The sequence below is a fragment of the Pseudoalteromonas sp. NFXS53 genome (genome assembly GCF_056629255.1).
The window spans coordinates 1-19,722 of the sequence record NZ_JBWVBR010000001.1 but is presented as its reverse complement, the minus strand read 5'-3'; the positions used below and the strand labels follow the sequence as shown (position 1 = coordinate 19,722).

12 protein-coding genes are annotated in these 19,722 nt (G+C 37.0%); 4 read left to right on the top strand and 8 right to left on the bottom strand.

What is annotated here, in order from left to right:
* Positions 1–154: 154 nt before the first annotated feature.
* Together AC1HJP_RS00060 and AC1HJP_RS00055 are read left to right on the top strand one after the other, a co-directional pair.
* On the top strand, positions 155–2,761 hold the full coding sequence (locus AC1HJP_RS00060; RefSeq protein ID WP_480359582.1) for a TonB-dependent receptor plug domain-containing protein: 2,607 nt from the start codon (positions 155–157) through the stop codon (positions 2,759–2,761).
* Between the two features lie 93 nt (positions 2,762–2,854).
* A complete protein-coding gene (locus AC1HJP_RS00055) occupies positions 2,855–4,312 on the top strand; it encodes a tetratricopeptide repeat-containing sulfotransferase family protein (protein ID WP_480359581.1) in 1,458 nt (485 codons plus the stop codon).
* Here AC1HJP_RS00055 and AC1HJP_RS00050 read toward each other — a convergent pair.
* The gene (locus AC1HJP_RS00050) at positions 4,272–5,177 is read right to left on the bottom strand and encodes an alpha/beta fold hydrolase (RefSeq protein WP_480360241.1); all 906 of its coding nucleotides are present in this window, start codon (positions 5,175–5,177) and stop codon (positions 4,272–4,274) included. The genes AC1HJP_RS00055 and AC1HJP_RS00050 overlap by 41 nt on opposite strands.
* A 121-nt stretch (positions 5,178–5,298) precedes the next feature.
* On the opposite strand from AC1HJP_RS00050, the gene rlmF reads away from it, so the two are divergent.
* A complete protein-coding gene (rlmF, locus tag AC1HJP_RS00045) occupies positions 5,299–6,195 on the top strand; it encodes a 23S rRNA (adenine(1618)-N(6))-methyltransferase RlmF (RefSeq protein ID WP_480359580.1) in 897 nt (298 codons plus the stop codon).
* Positions 6,196–6,204: 9 nt separating this feature from the next.
* Here the strand turns inward: rlmF and AC1HJP_RS00040 are convergent, their stop codons facing one another.
* On the bottom strand, positions 6,205–6,786 hold the full coding sequence (locus AC1HJP_RS00040) for a thymidine kinase (protein ID WP_480359579.1): 582 nt from the start codon (positions 6,784–6,786) through the stop codon (positions 6,205–6,207).
* A gap of 140 nt (positions 6,787–6,926) precedes the next feature.
* Positions 6,927–7,121, bottom strand: coding sequence for a bacterioferritin-associated ferredoxin (locus tag AC1HJP_RS00035; RefSeq protein ID WP_349286917.1), 195 nt, complete (start codon positions 7,119–7,121; stop codon positions 6,927–6,929).
* Between the two features lie 269 nt (positions 7,122–7,390).
* Between AC1HJP_RS00035 and AC1HJP_RS00030 the strand changes: the two genes are divergently transcribed.
* Positions 7,391–11,887 (top strand): EAL domain-containing protein, encoded by a 4,497-nt coding sequence (locus tag AC1HJP_RS00030; protein ID WP_480359578.1) that lies wholly within the window; start codon positions 7,391–7,393, stop codon positions 11,885–11,887.
* Between the two features lie 84 nt (positions 11,888–11,971).
* Here the strand turns inward: AC1HJP_RS00030 and AC1HJP_RS00025 are convergent, their stop codons facing one another.
* The 5 genes from AC1HJP_RS00025 to AC1HJP_RS00005 form a co-directional block, all read right to left on the bottom strand.
* On the bottom strand, positions 11,972–14,734 hold the full coding sequence (locus AC1HJP_RS00025; protein ID WP_480359577.1) for a hybrid sensor histidine kinase/response regulator: 2,763 nt from the start codon (positions 14,732–14,734) through the stop codon (positions 11,972–11,974).
* A 75-nt stretch (positions 14,735–14,809) separates the two neighbouring features.
* Positions 14,810–15,700 (bottom strand): cation diffusion facilitator family transporter, encoded by an 891-nt coding sequence (locus AC1HJP_RS00020; RefSeq protein ID WP_480359576.1) that lies wholly within the window; start codon positions 15,698–15,700, stop codon positions 14,810–14,812.
* A 103-nt stretch (positions 15,701–15,803) separates the two neighbouring features.
* Entirely contained in the window at positions 15,804–17,138 is a 1,335-nt protein-coding gene (locus tag AC1HJP_RS00015; protein ID WP_480359575.1) for a nuclease-related domain-containing protein, read from the bottom strand.
* Between the two features lie 90 nt (positions 17,139–17,228).
* Positions 17,229–18,215, bottom strand: coding sequence for a WD40 repeat domain-containing protein (locus AC1HJP_RS00010; RefSeq protein WP_480359574.1), 987 nt, complete (start codon positions 18,213–18,215; stop codon positions 17,229–17,231).
* A gap of 11 nt (positions 18,216–18,226) precedes the next feature.
* Complete coding sequence (locus AC1HJP_RS00005) at positions 18,227–19,144, bottom strand: WD40 repeat domain-containing protein (RefSeq protein ID WP_480359573.1); 918 nt, start codon at positions 19,142–19,144, stop codon at positions 18,227–18,229.
* Positions 19,145–19,722 lie beyond the last annotated feature (578 nt).

Here is a 19,722-nt window from a genome sequence, read left to right as displayed (position 1 = left end):
TCTACTTTTAACTTTAATGCAAATTTTATTTGCATTATGTGTTAACTAAATGTATCAATAATTAACAGGTTAAATTTGCTTTCTGCAAGATAACAACGTGCTTGTTAAAAATTTAAAAGAAACCTTAATGACAACATTAATCTGGGGAAACAGGATGAAGTTAAAATTATCAAACGTAAGCCGTGCAATCACTTACGCATTAGCATCTACTGCTACAATTGGCATGTTAAGTACAACAGCCTACGCAGAAGAAAGTGATGAAGGTGCAAAAAAGAATATCGAAAAGATTGCAGTTGTAGGTTCTCGTGCTGCTCCACGTTCAGTTGGTGACTCGCCGGTACCGGTTGATATTATCGGTGGTGATGAGCTTTCAAAAGCTGGGGGTGACGATATGCTAGAACTATTAAAAGGCTCAGTTCCGTCACTTAATGTGCACCAAAACCCTATTAGCGACGCAGCCTCATTAGTCCGTCCTGCAAACTTACGTGGTTTACCAGCAGACAGTACATTAATCCTTTTAAATGGTAAACGCCGCCATCGTTCATCGGTTATCGCTTTTCTTGGCGGTGGTATTAATGATGGTGCGCAAGGCCCTGATATTTCGGTTATCCCAAGTATTGCATTAAAACAAGTCGAAGTACTTCGTGATGGTGCAGCCGCACAATATGGTTCAGATGCAATTGCTGGTGTGATGAACTTTGTTTTAAAAGATGCCTCTGAAGGTGGTTCATTTGCAGTAAAACAAGGCCAATATTTTGAAGGCGATGGTGACACAACAACTATTGAAGGTAATGTGGGCTTACCATTTTCTGATGACGGCTTTGCCAACTTAAGCTTCCAATACAAAAACGCAGATGCGACTAGCAGAAGCTTGCAGCGTCCTGATGCTGCAGCATACGATGCCGCTGGTGTACCTGGTGTAAGAAACCCAGCGCAAGTTTGGGGTGCACCTGAAATTAAAGATGATTTCACTCTTTTTGGTAATGTCGGATTAGAACTGTCAAACAGCTCTGAGTTTTACATGTTTGGTAACTATTCAGAGCGAGATGTGAAAGGTGGTTTCTACTATCGTAACCCGCAAACTCGTCCTCAAGTTTATTCAAACGATGGCGGTGACACATTACTAGTTGCTGATTTAGACGGCCTTGATACTGGCATATCTTGTCCAACAGTTAACCTTAAAGATGCAGACGGCAACCGTATTTTAGATGTTACGCAAATTGCAGCGTATCAACAAATTGCTTCAAATTCTGACATTGGCCAAAACTGTTTTGCATTTAATGAAATTTTACCAGCAGGCTTCACCCCATTCTTCGGTGGTAATATCACTGATACATCATTCACAGTTGGTACTAAAGGCGAAATCGAAAGTGGTACATTTGAAGGTGCATACTATGACTTGAGTGGTTCAGTGGGGCGTAATGAATCTCGATATTTCATCACCAATACAGTGAATGCATCGCTTGGTGCTGAAACACCAATGGATTTCAGCCCTGGTAAATATATCCAATTAGAAAAGAACTTTAATGCTGATATTTCAAAAGGCTATGATTTCGGTCTTGCGTATGACGTTAATGTCGCAGCAGGCTTAGAATGGCACGAAGAGACTTTTGAAGTTATTGCTGGTGATGAAGCCTCATTCATTGCAGGTCCACTTACTCAACAAGGTTTCGGTATTGGTTCGAATGGTTTCCCTGGTTTCAAACCTTCAGCAGCAGGTGAATTCACTCGCCGTAACTACGCAGCGTATGTTGATATCGAAACACCATTTACAGATGAGTTCTTAATGGGTTGGGCATTGCGTTATGAAGATTATGATTCATTTGGCTCTACAACAAACTACAAAGTTACAGGTCAATATCAGTTGACTGATGACCTATCACTACGTGGTTCAATGAGTACTGGCTTCAGAGCACCAACAGTAGGTCAAGCAAACGTAAGTAACGTACAAACAAACTTAAGTAGCGGTGTGCTTGTTGATTCAGCATTACTTCCTCCAACAAACCCGGTGTCGCAAATCCTTGGTGGTACAGAATTACAACCTGAAGAATCTGAAAGTTACACATTTGGTGCGGTATATCAATCTGGCGATTTATTCCTGACTGTTGATTACTACAACATTCAAGTAGAAGACCGTATCAGTCAATCAAATAAAATTGATTTAACTGACGCTCAAAAAGCTGCATTAAAAGCAGATGGTGTACCGAATGTTGACAGTATTGCTCAGGTTAGTTTCTTTACAAATGACTTTGATACAACAACTCAAGGTGTTGACATAGTAGCTAACTATTCAATGGATTTACTGGGTGGCTATTCTACATTCAGCATGGCCTATAACTGGAATGAAACAAAAGTTGACCGCTTCTCAGCAATCACTGGTGATTTTAAAGTTAAACGTCTTGAAGAAGACTTACCACAACACCGTGCAACTTATACTTGGTCACAACAGTGGGAAGATTTCTCAGGCTTCATTCGTTACAACTACTTCGGTGAATATCAGGGCGTTCACGTAGACTATGATGCAACCGCTATCATGGCAGATCCATCATTCACGATCGACGCTGAAGTAACTTACTATGCTACAGAGTCTTTAAGTTTTACAGCTGGCGCAAACAACCTGTTTGATCAAGAGCCTGAAAAACTAGACTTTGAGAGAGCAACGGGTATTCCAAATAATAACTGGGGTGGTAAGTACTATGAGACCTCTCCATATGGTATTAACGGTGGCTTCTACTACGTAAAAGCAACTTACACTTTCTAGATTACTGTAACCCAGCAGCAAAAGGCGAAATGGCAATAGCTATTTCGCCTTTTTATTTTTATGATTAGTACAAAGCAATAACTTAAAACAACAATGCTATTACTTAAAAGAGCCAACGAATTATTAGAACAAGGGAAACTCAGAGAAGCTGAGTTTATGTTTAAAGCAGTATTAAAGGAAAATAATAAAATTGGTCCCGCATTATTTGGTCTTGGCCGAATTTGTATGCGCTTAGAAGATTACGACAGTGCCATTTATTATTTAAAACGTGCCTGTGAGCACTTACCAAAAATGCTCGAGCCCCTGTTTGCGCTCGCTGATGCATTTATGGCTGTAGGATCTTCTGTTGATGCTAAAACTGTACTTGAGTACACCTTAAGCGTTGCAAGACACAATGCACAAGCACATTATCAATTAGGATTATTCTATTTAGACCACGGTTTTATTGAAAATGCTGAGCGTACCTTTGAAGCAGGCTTAGCGTGCCCGCCCAGTGCGGTTACCGCTTTCATGTTACATGAACTCTCTCAGATTTCAGCCACAAATAAATTAGAAGCACATATTGAAAAACTTCATTCACTGTTAACTGAATATGATAACAAGCGCTTAAAAATCGTTGTTTATTATTCCTTAGCAAGATGTAATCACAGGTTACAAGATCACACTCAAGCATTTGACTATTTTAGACTTGCTAACGAACTACAACTCAGTCTATGTGAGTTTAAAACTGCCGATATGAGGTCTTTTTTTGACGAACTAAAAGAGCAGTGCTCAGAAGAATTCTTTAGCCAACCCAATGATAAAGTAAAGGCCACATTCACACCTACTTTTATAGTTGGACTGCCAAGAACAGGTTCTACATTGCTAGAACAAATGCTCGTTCAGCATAGTAACATTGGCAGCATGGGAGAAAGCACAGTCATCAGCGACAAAATTGTACCTTACTTACAGATGCGTAATGAAGCACCTTTTCCACAATGCCTTCATACATTAACCACATCTATGCTTGACCATTGCCGTAGCTTGTATGTAGATGAAATTAAGAAGCATCGAGTTGGTGAAGAAGTCGTTATTAATAAATTACCTGCCAACTTTCAAAACATAGGACTAATTCAAAAGATATTTCCTGATGCTCGGATCATCCATTTGACCCGCTCATTTAATGCCAATGCGTGGTCTGTTTATAGTAATCATTTCGCTGAAAACGAACCCTACTTTTGCTCATTAACTGAATATAAGCAGTATGCTGATTTTCAAGATGAAATGATGGCACATTTTAAACATTACATACCTAGAAACATTTATACCCTCAGTTATGAAGATTTATTAGATGAGACCCCAAAAGAGCTGAATAAATTACTTAATTTCTTGTATCAAAAATTTGAGCCTGAATGCTTGGAGTTTTATAAATCGAAGCGTCCAGTATCTACACTTAGCAAAGCTCAAGTTAGAAGGCCTTTAGATCAAGGCCCAAGATCAAACTGGCAGGTTTATGAAAAACAAATGATGGCTATGCTCGATGCTGAGCAAACCAATCTAATAACTCCTTAAACTGATCGCTGTGAGCATGCGGGCTTGTCAGCATATTAATATGGTCATAATCAACTTTATGACCATATTTTTTTCCATATATTCTCAAGTCTTGTATGCCTTTTCCTGACTCTTCTATAAAAGCCTGAATATCAATTGGCTGTGCAAGGGCTTTATCTTTTGCACCTGCGATATGTAAAATAGGTGGTAACTTTATATTTTCTATTGCGCTTGCGTAATCAAAACCGTCATCACTGTCTATCCAAGGCTTCTTTTTCGCCCACTGCATGCTTTGATAATGTGACTTAACAGTCTCGTTATCACTGCCCCATTTCAATTTGCGCGCATCTAAATAACCTTTGCGTTTACTCAACAGTGGCGCCAATGTGTACCAAATTAAATTGGCTTGTAAGAGTTTGCTTGGGTGATTGTTAAATAAACTTCTTTTTGTTCCAAAATAGCCACATGCTGAAACATACTCTTTATGCTCAGGATAACGCGCTAAAAAGCTATTCAGTAAAACTCCTCCCCAAGAATGCGCAACCCAGAACTTCGGAAAGTGACCTGTTTGCGATTTAATAAAATTGAGCATAGTGGGAATATCTTCAAGGATGGCTTCTGTTTGACCGTAATGAGAGGAAGAAGATATTTTAGGCAAACTTTGTCCACGACCACGTAAGTCAGCGACAAAACATTGATAACCTTGCGCCGCTAAAAATGGCGCTAACCCCTTATTTGACTCAGTGTAGAAAATCTTGCCATTTTCGACAGCACCATGCAGAAAAAAAACAGCATCCCCTTTATTTTCAGGATTATAAATGTGTCTCAGATGAAGAACTTGCTCATTTTCGAAGGGAATAAAATGTGAATTTTGCGTGATCATGATTGAAGTCTTTTTAACTCGTCGTACCAGTTACTGTATTTGATAGCAATTGTCATTTCAACACTATTTAAGCTATTTCAAGAACTCGGTATAATCCACGCTTAAATTTAATAAAAGTAATGATATGCATCCAAGAAACGCACACAAACAAGGCTATGACTTCGATAAGCTCATCAGTGTAACGCCTTCATTGAAAAAATTCCTTATAAGAACACCTACAGGTAAAAAGAGCATAGACTTTAGTAATGCGGATGCTGTCAAATGCTTAAATCAAGCACTACTTAAACACCATTACAAACTCTGTTACTGGGACATATCAAAAGAGTTTTTATGTCCGCCAGTACCAGGCAGAGCTGATTATATTCATGCGTTGGCAGATTTACTAAAAAGCGATAATCAGAATAAGATAGTCGACAATGTTAGGGCACTAGATATCGGCACAGGTGCAAACCTGATATACCCTATTCTTGGGGAAAGAGTTTATAAATGGTCATTCACAGCATCGGATATAAACCCCAAAGCATTGCAAAACGCCGAAAAGATTCGCATCGAAAACACTTTAAATACCAAACTTGTGTTGCAAAAAGACAATGAAAAATATTTTCATGGTGTGATTGAAAAAGATCAAACATTACACGTGACGCTATGTAACCCTCCTTTCCATGACAGTGAGCATTCAGCAAATAAAGCAACACAGACCAAATGGCAAAAGTTAGGTAAAAAACCTAAAAACACACTCAACTTTGGCGGACATTCACCTGAACTTTGGTGTAAAGGTGGTGAGGCATTGTTCATCAAAAAAATGATTAAGGAGAGTAAGCATTATGCCAAGCAATGTGCTTGGTTTACTTCTTTGGTGTCTAAAAAAGAGTCTCTCAGTACCATAAAGCTTGCACTAAAGAAAATTGGCGCTGTTGAAGTGAAGGTTGTAAGAATGACTCAAGGGCAAAAAACAAGCCGTTTTATCGCTTGGAGCTTTCTAACTAACTCCGAGCGACAAGCAATGTACCATTATAAATAAAGATATTATTTATAATAGAGACAAAGCTTCTTTATAGTGGGTGCGGCAAACCGATACATATCTATCATTGCCGCCAATTTCAACCTGGTTGCCGTCATGAATAGCGTTGCCATGTTCATCGGTCCTTAAAACACGGTTAGCTTTTCTACCGCAATGACATATAGTTTTAAGTTCAACTAATTTGTCAGCCCAAGCCAACAAATATTGTGCACCTTCAAATAACTCCCCTTTAAAGTCAGTGCGTAATCCATAGCACAATACGGGTATATTCAACTTGTCAACAACATCTGTTAAGGCATTAACCTGTGCTTTGCTTAAGAATTGGCATTCATCTACCAACAAGCAATCTAACTTACTTTCACGATTTAAACGCTCAACTAAGCTAAACACATCTGTTTCTCTGTCGTAGATGTGCGCATCTGCTTCAAGGCCAATTCTAGAAGCCACTTTCCCCACTCCTGCTCTGTTGTCTATGGCAGCGGTTAAAATGAGTGGTGTCATACCTCTTTCTCTATAGTTAAAGGCAGATTGTAAAAGTGTTGTTGATTTTCCGGCATTCATCGCCGAGTAATAGAAATAAAGCTGAGCCATAATAGAACACTGAAAATAAATGTGGGATGAGAGTCTACATAAAACTCGGCTTGAATACTACGAGGGATAGTTTTCTATAGTTTGTAAGGCACTGAAAGAAGCTGTCTATGATGCCAAAGAAGTAAGTATGCTAAGGCTGATTAGGCAACTTGTTCTGTTATATCGACAATTTCAATCAGCTTCTGGTTAAGGATTTTCTTTGTACAATTTGTACACTTACCGCATTGAGTACCAACACCAAGTTCTTTACTCAAATCACGCATACTCGTAGAACCAGACTCAATAGCCTGTTCAATTTTTGAATCAGTCACACCGTGGCAAATACAGATATACATGAAAGTCACTCTTTACGTTAAAAACTATAAGAATTTTATTCTAAACAAAAACAATTATCAATAACAAACCATGAGTTTAATAAGAATTATTTTTATTGCTGCAACTATCATTCATTAATTTGGTTTATATATAAGCGGTTAAGGATGTAAAAGTGTATAAATCTAGCCCTACTTAGATGACTATGCTAAATTTATGACCATAATGTTAACTATTGTTTTCGACAAAATTCATAATTTAAAAATTGTGAATGTTTGCTTGGTAGAGTTTAATGCATTTGAAGCCTTACTTTTTTTTTATCATTTCCTTATTTTTTATAAGCTTTAATTCGTTTTCAAATCAGCAAATCTATCGCCTATCTACAGAAGAAGGCCTCTCTCAAGCAAATGTAAACAACATAGTTCAAGATCCTCTTGGCTATATTTGGATTGCCACTGAGCAGGGCTTAAACCGATATGATGGAATTGACGTATCCCTTCCGAAACAAATAAATAACTTTCTCCACGAACAAATCTTTCATATCAATATGGTAGATGACACTTTTTTGTTCGTGTCTACCAGCTTTGACGGCAGCTACCTGATAAACATTCACACGCTAGAAAAGAAGAAATTTTATTCTGGTAGATTATCTGACAGCCAGAGCTTTACTTCTCCAATTAATGCCATATTAAAAGTTGATAAACATTTATATGCTGCAATTAATAATCATGTATATAAAATTAGTCTTGTCAGCTATGAATCTCAACTCATAGGCTCCGTTGAAACAGGGCAATCCATTAGAACATTCTTGTATCATGGCAAACACTTATTAGTAGGCGCCACTGATGGCCTTTATTCTCTATCTGCCGATGCAGAAGTTTTAACTAAGCATACTTTTTTAAATGAACAAGAAGCCAATGAACTCAATCAGAATGTAAAATTATTGAAGTTAGATGAAGAGCTTGGCTTACTTATTGGCACAGTAGAGGGCTTATATGCCACACCAATACTTGATGCGGGTTTTGATTATGAACAAACTACAAACCTGATCGCGTCGTTGAATATCTGGGATCATGAATTAACCCCCGCAGGTGAGTTTATCGCTACAGAGTTTGGCCTGTATAAATTTAATCGAAAGACAAAAGAACTGACAAAAGCGCTATCCCTAGATAAAACCAAATTTAAGCTGAATCAACCAAACATTCTGGCGCTTGAGCTAGACGCCAATAATGTACTTTGGATGGCAACGCATAATGGGACATATTACTGGCCCTTATCTTCATTAATGTTTAATACAGTCAACCAAACAGGCTCTGAGTTTATAAACAATAACGTCTGGTCTATTTATCAGCTTTCCGACGGTTCGATTTTATATGGTACCGATAATGGTGTTGTGCATATATCGTCTTTAAGTGACCCTTCTGATCCAAAATTTTACTTCCAATCTCAAAATAAAAAGGATGTATATGGCGCTAATGCGGTATACGAAATTTTTCAAACTGACATAGATTCTCAGCTTGTGTATTTGGATACATTTCAAGGATTAAAGTTACTAGATTTAGAAACTAAAACAGTAACGAACCCAACAGTTGTCAAAAGCAGCATAGATGAACCGTTTGACTCTTTAAATAGTTCTGCACAACGCATTAATGCTAAACAAATCGCTTTTTTAACTGAAAGTGATTACTACATATACGATACGTCAAACCAAACTGTAGTAACCGTAGAGGGTTTGGCTGAACTGTTACCAATTTCGTCTGCTTATCGCTTCCTTTCTCCCCTACCGACTAGGCCAGACGATATAGTTATAAGCACGATTAAAGGCTTATATGCTTATTCAGTCGATTCGAAGGCATTAACCCCAATTTTTGAATTTGACAATGTAAACGACAAAGTTTTCCAAGTGATTGATGACTGGGAAATTGTAAATGAAAGTCTTTGGTTAACTTCATCTCACCATGGCTTAATTGAATTAGACTTAGCCACTTTTAAAGTCATAAAATCACTGAACGAAGACTATGGCTTAGACAAACAAGCTTTGTATGAAGTAATGTCTGATCCATATGGCTTTCTTTGGTTTACGGCACAATCAGGATTATTTCGCTACGAGTTAAACACTGGTACCCTCGAGAAATACACGATTAAAAATGGCTTACCAAATAATGAGTTTAATGCAGGCGCCAGTTTAAAGCTTAATAATCAAACCTTTGTGTTTGGTACAGTGTCAGGTTTAACTTGGTTAAATACAGAACACTTTATTGATTACGGTAACATAATCAAAACCCCTTTAAGTGTGACAGACATTAAACTCACGTCCTCAGCGCTTAATTATAGCCCCTCATTTTTATCAGAAAATCCACTCAAGTTGTCTCATGACGATGCTGGACTAGAAATAAAGTTCACGAATTTTGATTTTACTCAACAACGTATAAGCAAATTTAATGCTCGTATAAGTGGTGCTGAAGATGTTGTATTAAACAACTTAGACAAAACTAAGTTATTCTTCCCAAAGTTAGCACCAGGCAATTACATCTTAACCATAAGCGAAACAAGTTTAGACGGTAACAGTGTTATAGATAGTTTGACCATTCCGATAGAGGTCGAATACTACTTTTTAAACTCTCCAACATCATGGCTGATTTATTTTATTGTCGTGGCATCACTATTATTGCTTTCATATAGGCAAGGAAAAAATAGACAAACAACCATTCAAAAAGCTCTGTTAGCCGTAACAACCTCTAAGCAACAAACAGAGATGGCGCTAAAGTCTACTAAAAGTGGCACCTGGAAGGTCGATTTAAACAAAGAGTTGATTTATCAGTACAGAAATAAAACGTCAACAAGAGAATCAGGACAACAAAATGAGTTGCCACTCAATCGGTTTATCGAACTGGTGCATCCAGAAGATAGACAAAAGGTATCTTCACAATGGGAGGCTTTATCAGCATCTAAAAACCCAAATATCAATTTAACGTATCGATTGCAGAACTTAATCGGAGAATGGTTATGGTTCCAAGATATTGGTCAGGTAACAGAGTGGGATAATGAAGGAAACCCGCGCATTGTATCTGGTATTTATTCAAATATTACCGACAGTAAAGCAACTAACTTACAAGCAAGCATATTAGGGCAAGCATTTTCACAAATTGATGAATGGCTGCTCATTCTCGACACCCGGCTCACCCCTATTTCAGTAAACCACAGTTTTTGCGATGCATTTAGCTTAAACGAAGATAATGCATTAAATGACTTAACCTTTATGACGTTTGCCAAGATATTAGGAAAAAAGAAGCTTAGGCAACTTATCAATAAAATTAAGACATTAAATGCGAATCAGAACTTTAAGATGGAATTAACGGTTGAAACGAAAAATCACCTCGTTAAACCAATCCATGTCAGTGTTAACGCCATTGCCAATGATGCAGGCGTGATTGAACATTATGTTATTGTTATGTCAGATCTGACTGAGCAAAAGAAAGCTGAGAACGAGCTGAGATATTTAGCAAATTATGACAGCTTAACTAATCTTCCTAACCGTAATTTAATGTTGCAACATATTGAATTTGCGATATTTGATGCACAAAATAGCAGCTCCACGTGTGCACTACTATTCATTGACTTAGACAAGTTTAAACCGATTAATGATGCCTACGGACATCAAGCTGGTGATAAATTATTAATAAAAATTTCTGAAAGAATAAACGAGCTATTACCTGAGCATTGCATTTTGGGTAGACAAAGCGGAGATGAATTCCTGGTATTAGTCAAAGATGTGATGACCCCAGAAAGCTTAACCGCTTTAACATCAAACCTTATTTCTGTGTTACCAGAGAAGATTGATTTAGACGGTATATCTGTGAGTGTTTCAGCCAGTATCGGCGTGGCACTTTACCCATTTGATGCAAAATCATCTGAAGAGCTAATTCGACATGCTGATATAGCCATGTTTCAAGCTAAACAACTGGGTCGTAATGGTTATAAATACTTCACAACCTCTATGATCGAACAGTATAACCGTAAAATGGTGTTAGAAACCGCCCTAAAAACGGCATATAAAGACAGCGCTTTCTATAACCACTATCAACCGATCGTTAATACCTCCAGTGGTAAAATGATAGGCGTTGAATTGCTATTAAGGTGGCAGTTAGATGGCGAAAATATTTCGCCAGCAGACTTCATTCCGATTGCCGAAGAAACCGGATTAATTGAACTAATGACAGAGCAAGCCCTAAAACGAGCGCTTGTTGAGCTTAAGCCTTTATTTGATAAGAATCACCAGTTTTATCTATCACTTAACTTATCTCCGATTCACATCATTAGAGCTGAAACGGCTGAAAACTTGTGTAATATTTTGACTTCTTACCAGTTACCAACATCAAGGCTAAGGCTTGAAATTACAGAAACCTCGTTAATGGAAGATAAAGAAAAAGCCAAGGCTTCGCTTAATATGTTGAAAGATGCAGGCTTTAAACTTTTGCTTGATGACTTTGGTACAGGCTACTCTTCACTTACTTACTTAAATCAATTTCCAATTGATATAATAAAAATTGACCAATCTTTTGTGAGAAAAATGGATGAGCAGCACACAAATAAGTCGATTGTAAAAACTATCCACTCACTGGCCCGCAATTTAAATATGTTTTGTATTGCGGAAGGGGTAGAAACACAAGCTCAATTAAAATTCTTGACTGACTTGGGCTGTCACTATATGCAAGGCTACTTCTTCTCAAAGCCACTGCCTATTGAAGAGCTTTTAGAGCAAGATGAGAATACAACAAGCTGGAGGTAATCCACCATTCTCCAGCAGTTAATTGCTAGTTACACTGAAAGGGCTAACTGTCTTTGAGTTAAAATTTATATTATGACTATTAGGTCATGAACTAGCTTTTGATATGTATTTGGAGATAGCTTTGTTAAGTAACTCAAACTCAATTGGCTTAGCTACAAAATCATTCATACCCACTTCTAAGCAACGCTTACGGTCTTCATTATAAGCATTTGCAGTAATTGCAACAATATAAGGAGTGCCATAATTTAAATCTTGTTCTCTTATTTTTATTGTGCAATCAAAGCCATCTAAAACTGGCATTTGGCAGTCCATAAAGATTAAAGAGAAAGGTTTATCAGCTAACCTTTGAAGTGCTTCTTCGCCATTAGCAGCAGTAAAAACCTGGCAATTAAACTTTGCTAGCATCTTTGTGGCAACAATCTGATTTACCAAATTGTCTTCAACTAACAACACATCTTGACCATTAAGATCTGCAAGTTTCGTCGTTTCTTCTGTATTATTTTCTGGTGTAGATACTTTGGCAGGAATACTTACCACAAATATACTCCCAACCCCTTCATTGCTTTCAAGCTCAATGGTTCCGCCCATTCGTTCAGCCAAGCGCTTACAAATTGTTAAGCCTAAGCCTGTGCCACCATACTTTCTGGTTGTTGACACATCAGCCTGAGTAAATTCACTAAATAGTATCTGCTGCTGTTGTTTAGAGATGCCAATACCAGTGTCTTTTACAGAAATGAGTAAATTATTGTTTCGGTACTCAACTAACAAACTAACCTCACCTTCTTCAGTGAATTTAATTGCATTACTTAACAAGTTGTTAGTGATCTGCGTCACTCGAAGTGAATCTAATTCTAAAAATTCTGGTAAATCAGATTTGATCTGATAACTGAAATTCACTTGCTTTTGAGACACATAAGTGCGGTGAATTGCTGATAAATCATCAAATATTTTTACGGGGCTAATTGCACGAATGTCCAACTTTAAAGCCCCAGCTTCAATCTTAGAATAATCTAAAATGTCATTTAAAATTAGCAGCAAGTTTTTAGCTGATGTTTGAATTATTCCTAACTGCTTTACATCATCTGAGTCACTTTCGCGCTCATTAATCAGTAACTCTGTTAGACCTATAATGCCATTTAATGGTGTTCTTATTTCATGGCTCATATTTGCCAAAAATTGACTTTTTGCCTTACTGGCATTTTTAGCATCCGCGACAGCTTCTGTCAGTTTTTTGGTTTTTTCGTTAACTTGCTGCTCCAATCTTAGATTAAACTCAGTGAGGCGTTCATTCAGTTTTTGGTTTTCCGAATTTGCTTTATCAAGTTTAGTAAAGCTGAGTGTTAAATTTTTCGTCAATTGATTGAATTGCTGCTGTAAGGTCAAAATTTCTAAAAAATCATTGCCTTTTTCATAACTATTTTCACTTAGTTTACTTGGATCAAATTTATTTATTGCTGTACTCAAAGCTGTAATAGGCGCAACGAGTTGCTTAGTTAATACACCAATAATAAACCGACAAATAATGATAATAATAAGTGTCAGAAATAAAGGAGTAAGTAGAGAATTTATGGTTGTAATATTAACGTGAGCTCTGTCTAAAAAAGTAACGACTGTCCAACCTAACTTATCAGACTCAAATACTTTTTGATAAAAAACAGTCCCCTGCTTATCTGTATAAATATCTTGCTGCGAATTGGCGATTGAAGTGTAAGTTGTCGAGTCAAGCACATCTAAAGTGCTAAACTCATTTTCCATAGAACTGTAAACAACTTGATGTTTAGTATCTAATACAACTAATTCACCGTGGTGAGATAATAGTGTTGGAATAAATTGCTCAAAAGATTCAAATTTAAGCGATGCCTCAAGCACGCCAACTAAAGTATCATATTCATAAACAGGCACCGACAAAGCCACAATTGGCTCATCACCAAATCCTCGCCCTTTAAATACGCTTGAGATATAGCCTTCAGGGTGTTTTGGTGCTTCAATAAAATATTCACGGTCTGCTACGCTAGGAAAGTCACCTACAAAGCTATCACCCAATAATTGAGGGTAGAAATTCAACACTTCAGCTTCAGGCGAAATATAAATACTGGTTCTAAAGCCCTCATGCATTTCAACTAACTGTTCTAGCGTTAAGTTGATATCGACACCTTGAGATATGCTATGCCCACTTATGCGAACAGCTCTAAGGTAACTTTGTAAATAATCATCGATTTGCTTATTAATATTCTCTGCAGAGTCTAACAGCTTAGACTTCACTTCGGACTCTACTCTATTGTAGTGATTATTCGTTAAGACAATCGAAGTCGTTACAATAATAAGAATAACCAGTAAATTAACGGTTCGATTGAGAATGGAGTAAAGTGGCATTTCTTGCCACCTAGCTTTATTTACAAATAGACTGACTAAATCAACGATTGCTAAACAGACGATCGCATTCACCAAATATTTAGATAACGCAGTGAAGACGACTAAGTTTGGAAGCTGTAATTGGAAATGGCCAAGAAAATACAGTAAAGGTAATCCGCATATTATCCAAAATAATATGCCTCGGAAAAACACCATTTTGCCTTTTGATAAAGCAAACTGATTCAACCAAATGATTTCAAGAAGAAAAACAATTGTCGGCCAAGAGTGGCCCCACCGATAGAAAATGAATGCTGTAACAATTGTCAGCACCAATAAGCTATGTCTAAAACCAATCGTTACCAATGCGCCAAGCACAAACGCTTGCCCAAATAGAAACTCTGAGTTATCTAAGAACCATAAAGGTAATAGATTGATAGCACCACCCAAAATACCCAACACAAATGCAAGTAAAATAGGTGAAATAGATTTATTCAAAGCAAAATAAGACTTGTTTTTTCTATGTATTAATAAAGTAAAATAAAAATCATTCTCTGCCAAGCATTCATTAAGTTAATGTTCAGGGCAGTTATGACTTTCTACTTGAAGTACACACTGAGATACACCAAAGGTATCATTTAATACTTGCTCAACCTGCTCACGACAGGATTGATCATGCAAATCAATTGTACAATGATGCTTTAAAACAATATGTGCACCAACAGCAACCTCATCATCGACTCGTGAAATGGTGACACTGTGTACACTTTCGACATGATCTGTCGTTAAGATTTTTTCTTCTATTTGATCAGAAGTGGGAAGATGCATTTCTTTGGTTAAAATTCCTTTTAAGCAAGTTTTCACTACTTTAAAACCCGTAAACATCACAAACACAGAAATAAGCATACTAGAGATAATATCAATCACCTGAAAACCAGTGAGGTAAATCAAGATGCTTGCAATAAATGTTGAGACCGTCGATAACAAATCGAAAAATGAATGAAGAAACACAGCATAAACATTGATGCTTTCTTTTCGGCCTTTATAAAGTACCCAAGCAGACAAACCGTGAAATAAAAACCCTAACGCAGCTATAACTGACATAAGATAAGTATTAACAACTTCACCATTTCCGTCATGGTGATGACTTAATCTTTCACTGCCTTCATACAAAATCACGACAGAAATCATCAAATAAAGCATACCATTAATTAAGCCACCGGTGAATTCAGCTTTTTTATAACCATCGCTGTAGTTTTTAGCTAAGTGAACTGCGACAGAAGATGCGATGAGCGCAATAAAAAGAGAGCTATTATGAACAAATAAATGGCCGGCATCCGCCAATACAGCTAGAGAATTTGAATAATAAGCGCCTGCCAATTGGATCAACATGAAAGTACAGGTAATAGACAGAGCGATTAAAAGACGTCTTCTGGAAGCCTGGTGAGTAGTGATGTCAGTCATTTAAGAAGCGAGTACCTGAGCAAAGAGAAATGATATACAGTCGCAATTGTATCTTAAAATGTAGTCGTTGTGCACAAAAATATAGATACAAAGCTTAGATATCTTAACTTTCCCACTCAGAATTTTGAGAAGTCTTATCACCTATTTTGCTCAAAATATCCTTAAAAGGATTACTCGGTTTATATTCACTCAATAAAAGAACAAAATGTGAAATCTGCTCTTCCGTAAACACTTTTTCTTCATAATGCTCAATTTTGGCAAGCAACTGACCTGTATGAAACACATTATTTGGCATATTCGTTCTGAAGTCTGCCTCTTGGTCAAACACTATCAAGCCATGAATGTGCTCTTCAATACCAAAGAGTTGTTTGACACCGGCAAGCCTCATTGGTAATTGCCTGCTTGGATTTGGAAAATTGTTTCTATCTTTTCCAATTTGCTCTGACCAAACTTCTGATGTCGTATCAGCATAAATTCGGCCTGTTTGTGACTGGCAACTAATCACAAAAATACCATAAGGAGATAAAACAAGCTCATCAATATCTGCCATACCACTCGGGATTGGTAAACTGATTTTGCTATACAGTGTATAGTCATCAACTGATAAATGTTTCATCAAATACTTATTGACCGCCACGTAACTAAAGTGTCTAGTAAACAGCTTCTTCGCGCTTGGAAGAATATATTTAATAGAAAGTAAGAGTAGTAACAATAGAATTAGCAAATACAGGTAATCATCAACATAGTAAAAAAGCGTATCTAACCCTGTCGTTGGGGTTTGATATTCTTGTTCTGTGGCTAAGTGAGTAACCGTAGCAATTTGCTCGCCTTTAGGTTTTGAGTTTTCATTTAACTGACTATCGAGATTGACTTGTGTGCTTGTGTCATTAATTTCAGGCGACTTGTTTGGCTCAGAGCCTTTTGAGCTTGCACCTTGTTGTTCAAGCTCCAAAGCGCCATTTTGTTGATCGGATTTTAACTGAGTAAGAGTAATATCTTTGTTTTGTTGCCACTGCTGTTCAAACAACTCCTTAAATCTTGTTAATTCGTTATTACAGCGTAGTTTGTTGATAGAGCTGAGCGGATTAGACAAGCAATAGCTAGGGGCAGTATAAAATGCTTCCCATGCTTGTTGTTTCATATCATCTGAAAATAACCGCTGTGTTTGTGGCTGAGTTTGAATCTCTTTACTAGTTTTGTTTTTTGTAGAATCTGAGAATTCAGTGTGTTGACAAAATGCTTCTAGTCTCTCTTGCAAACGGCCATAACGATTCCCTAGAGATTGAAGTTCAACACCTGTGGCAGTGTCCATCTTCACAGCAATACTTTGATATTCTTTATAAAAGCGAGCACATTGCTCATAAGATAGATTTGATTGAAAAGCGGTCGAGGTAAACGAAATAACAACCAAAAAAAACATAGAGATTCTATTTGACATGTTTGTCCTTCAACTTGTTTAGCCTACTTACCCTTGATACTTAAACTACAACTTCATTTTAGAACCAAATTATTAATTTTTGTAGTTTAATTATTTTTTCCTAAGAGCCCATTCCTGATAAACGCCCTCACTTGTCATAGTGACAATCTTATTATCCAACGATTTAATATCCAAATTTGTGCTCCCCAGAGATAAAGTTTCACTATGCCATGTAAATATCTCTTTTCCAGAAGACGTATCCCACAAAGATATATCGGTTTTCGGAGTGGTCGTTATCAATAGTCGAGCACCATCATAAAATAGACCACTTCTAAACCATCTGAATCTAGCGGTATAACTTAGTTTAGATAATAATTCACCATTATCTAGCTTGTGAATTTGTTGGTTGTCTAAGACATCCGAAACAAATAGCTTATTACTATGCTCATCAATAATGAGTGAACTTATTCTTGTATTTAATTGTTTTGAATAGCGTCTTTCTAGATTATTCACTGATGACTTAACGACTTTACCATCGGTTCCACTCGTTACAACATAACTATCAGCGCTATTGAAAAAAATATGGTTAACCGTACCTTCATGCACTTTTTTCTTAATCGAAGAGTTACTTGCTTTGTTAAAAAGGAAAACTGTCCCATCTGTCATACCAACAGCAATAATCCCACCATAACTTGATAAATTTATTGAAGAGATTTTTGCTAGGGGCTCGTCGCTTTGCACCTTTAAAGTTCCAATCAGAACACGGTGTTTTAAATCCCAAAAATCTACATGATTTGCGCCACTAAGAAGTAAAAGGTTTTCAGATTTTTTGAAAAAAGTAGCTCTTAAGTCTTCAGGAGTTTGTGAAGGAGGCAAAGTAAATATCTTTTGCTTGCTATTAACTTGCCATATATTAACCAGTCTCTTTTCGTCTATCACCAATAACTGCTCTAAGTCATCAGAGAACTGTGCTTTATAAACAAGGTTTTGACTAAAACGATGATTATTTAACTGCTCTACCTCATACTGGATAGACTCTTCACATCCAACTAACAATAACATCAATATCGTGATTACAACCCCAATAGGTTTTATCATGTAACCTCCTATTACAGTTTATTCAACTGAGTTAGATCCCACTTTTCAACCATTGCATCGGAGTTAACTGTCAACAACTCCCCTCTGTCATTGCTGTGCATTGCCAAAATTGTAGCTGTAGGAGTTTGTACTTCACTCGTCCAAGTCCCTAGTTCTTCTCCCGTTACTGTATCCCAAAATGTTAAGTGGTTTTTAGATGATGAAGTAGCGAGTATATTGGCATAATTAATAAAGTAAGCCTGTCTAAAGACCATAAAACGCGCCATATACTTAAGCTGTACATGCGCATTTTCGCCTTTCTTAGATTTAATGAACTGTGTTTTTAATGCATCAGAAACAAATAAACGCTCTTTTTGTTCGTCCATAGCAAGTGTTGTGATCCTATGTGAGAACTCCTGCTCTGTTAATGGTTCAGGTGAAGCAAAAACACGATGGGCCAACAAACCATCTTGTGATGCTGACCAATAATGATCATTATCTGTGAACACAATATGCGTGACAGGTCTGGTGTGAGGTTTAAAGCGGTTATTTAATCTTGTAGAAATAGTCGCCATATTAATTGCGCCATCAGACATACCTACAATTAATTTGTCGTTGTCATTCGAAAGTGCAATAGACGATATAGTGGCAAGAGTTTGCAGACCTGCGAAATTTGTTTTTCCAATTAACGCTTTTCCAACAACCGACCATATTGCAACTTCATTTTCATTGGCAACAATTAGTATAGTTCCGTCTGAAGAAAGTCTTGCAAGCCTGGTGTTCTCCAATTGCTCCTTTTTAGCGATCTGAAACTCTATTGAAAAATCATTAGCATTTAAAACAGCCACTTGCCCATCAAAATCTAATGTCATTAACAATGCTCCCTGCTTTGCAAATTGAGCATTGAGCAACTGCTGTTCATTGAGATCTGATATGACACCTTGTTGCAAGACAATCTCTTTATCACAACCAGATAAAGTAATGATGATAAAAATGCAGAAAATTTTGAAATAATGCAAAACAAACCTCAAGACAAAACCGAAAACCCGACACAGATATGCAATTTTAGTGCTGAAAATAAAATCAAATTTGAATGATGTGATTGTATGTTTTATGAAGAGATAAAAATAGCTAGAATTTAAGCAATTGGTGAATAAAATGAAGAAAGCCAATCTACAAGACTGGCAAAGATTAATGACTCTAGCATTAATAAAGTTAGCACCATTTATTGTTACGGTTATGCGCCTAACTTTTGTTGATTAATATTATAGTTAGGAACAACAATGTTTATGACTCAATCAATGCAAACTGTAATCGAATTCAACTGCAAACATTATGCGTCCTTGCCATATAGTCTCCTTTGTCAATCCTTGTAAATAAATCGCGATTACCATCCTTGCGAAGTTGCGAGTATTGACCAGTCCTTGATTACTCTAACCTTTCCTTGATTACTCTAACCTTTCCTTGATTGCTCTAACCTTTCCTTGATTGCTCTAACCTTTCCTTGATTGCTCTAACCTTTCCTTGA

What these genes read in the sequence shown, in the direction of transcription:
- AC1HJP_RS00060 (WP_480359582.1), top strand. Translation starts at nt 155, where the DNA reads ATGAAGTTAAAATTATCAAACGTAAGCCGTGCAATCACTTACGCATTA.
- AC1HJP_RS00055 (WP_480359581.1), top strand. Translation starts at nt 2,855, where the DNA reads ATGCTATTACTTAAAAGAGCCAACGAATTATTAGAACAAGGGAAACTC.
- rlmF (WP_480359580.1), top strand. Translation starts at nt 5,299, where the DNA reads ATGCATCCAAGAAACGCACACAAACAAGGCTATGACTTCGATAAGCTC.
- AC1HJP_RS00040 (WP_480359579.1), bottom strand. Translation starts at nt 6,786, where the DNA reads ATGGCTCAGCTTTATTTCTATTACTCGGCGATGAATGCCGGAAAATCA.
- AC1HJP_RS00035 (WP_349286917.1), bottom strand. Translation starts at nt 7,121, where the DNA reads ATGTATATCTGTATTTGCCACGGTGTGACTGATTCAAAAATTGAACAG.
- AC1HJP_RS00030 (WP_480359578.1), top strand. Translation starts at nt 7,391, where the DNA reads ATGCATTTGAAGCCTTACTTTTTTTTTATCATTTCCTTATTTTTTATA.
- AC1HJP_RS00020 (WP_480359576.1), bottom strand. Translation starts at nt 15,700, where the DNA reads ATGACTGACATCACTACTCACCAGGCTTCCAGAAGACGTCTTTTAATC.
- AC1HJP_RS00015 (WP_480359575.1), bottom strand. Translation starts at nt 17,138, where the DNA reads ATGTCAAATAGAATCTCTATGTTTTTTTTGGTTGTTATTTCGTTTACC.
- AC1HJP_RS00010 (WP_480359574.1), bottom strand. Translation starts at nt 18,215, where the DNA reads ATGATAAAACCTATTGGGGTTGTAATCACGATATTGATGTTATTGTTA.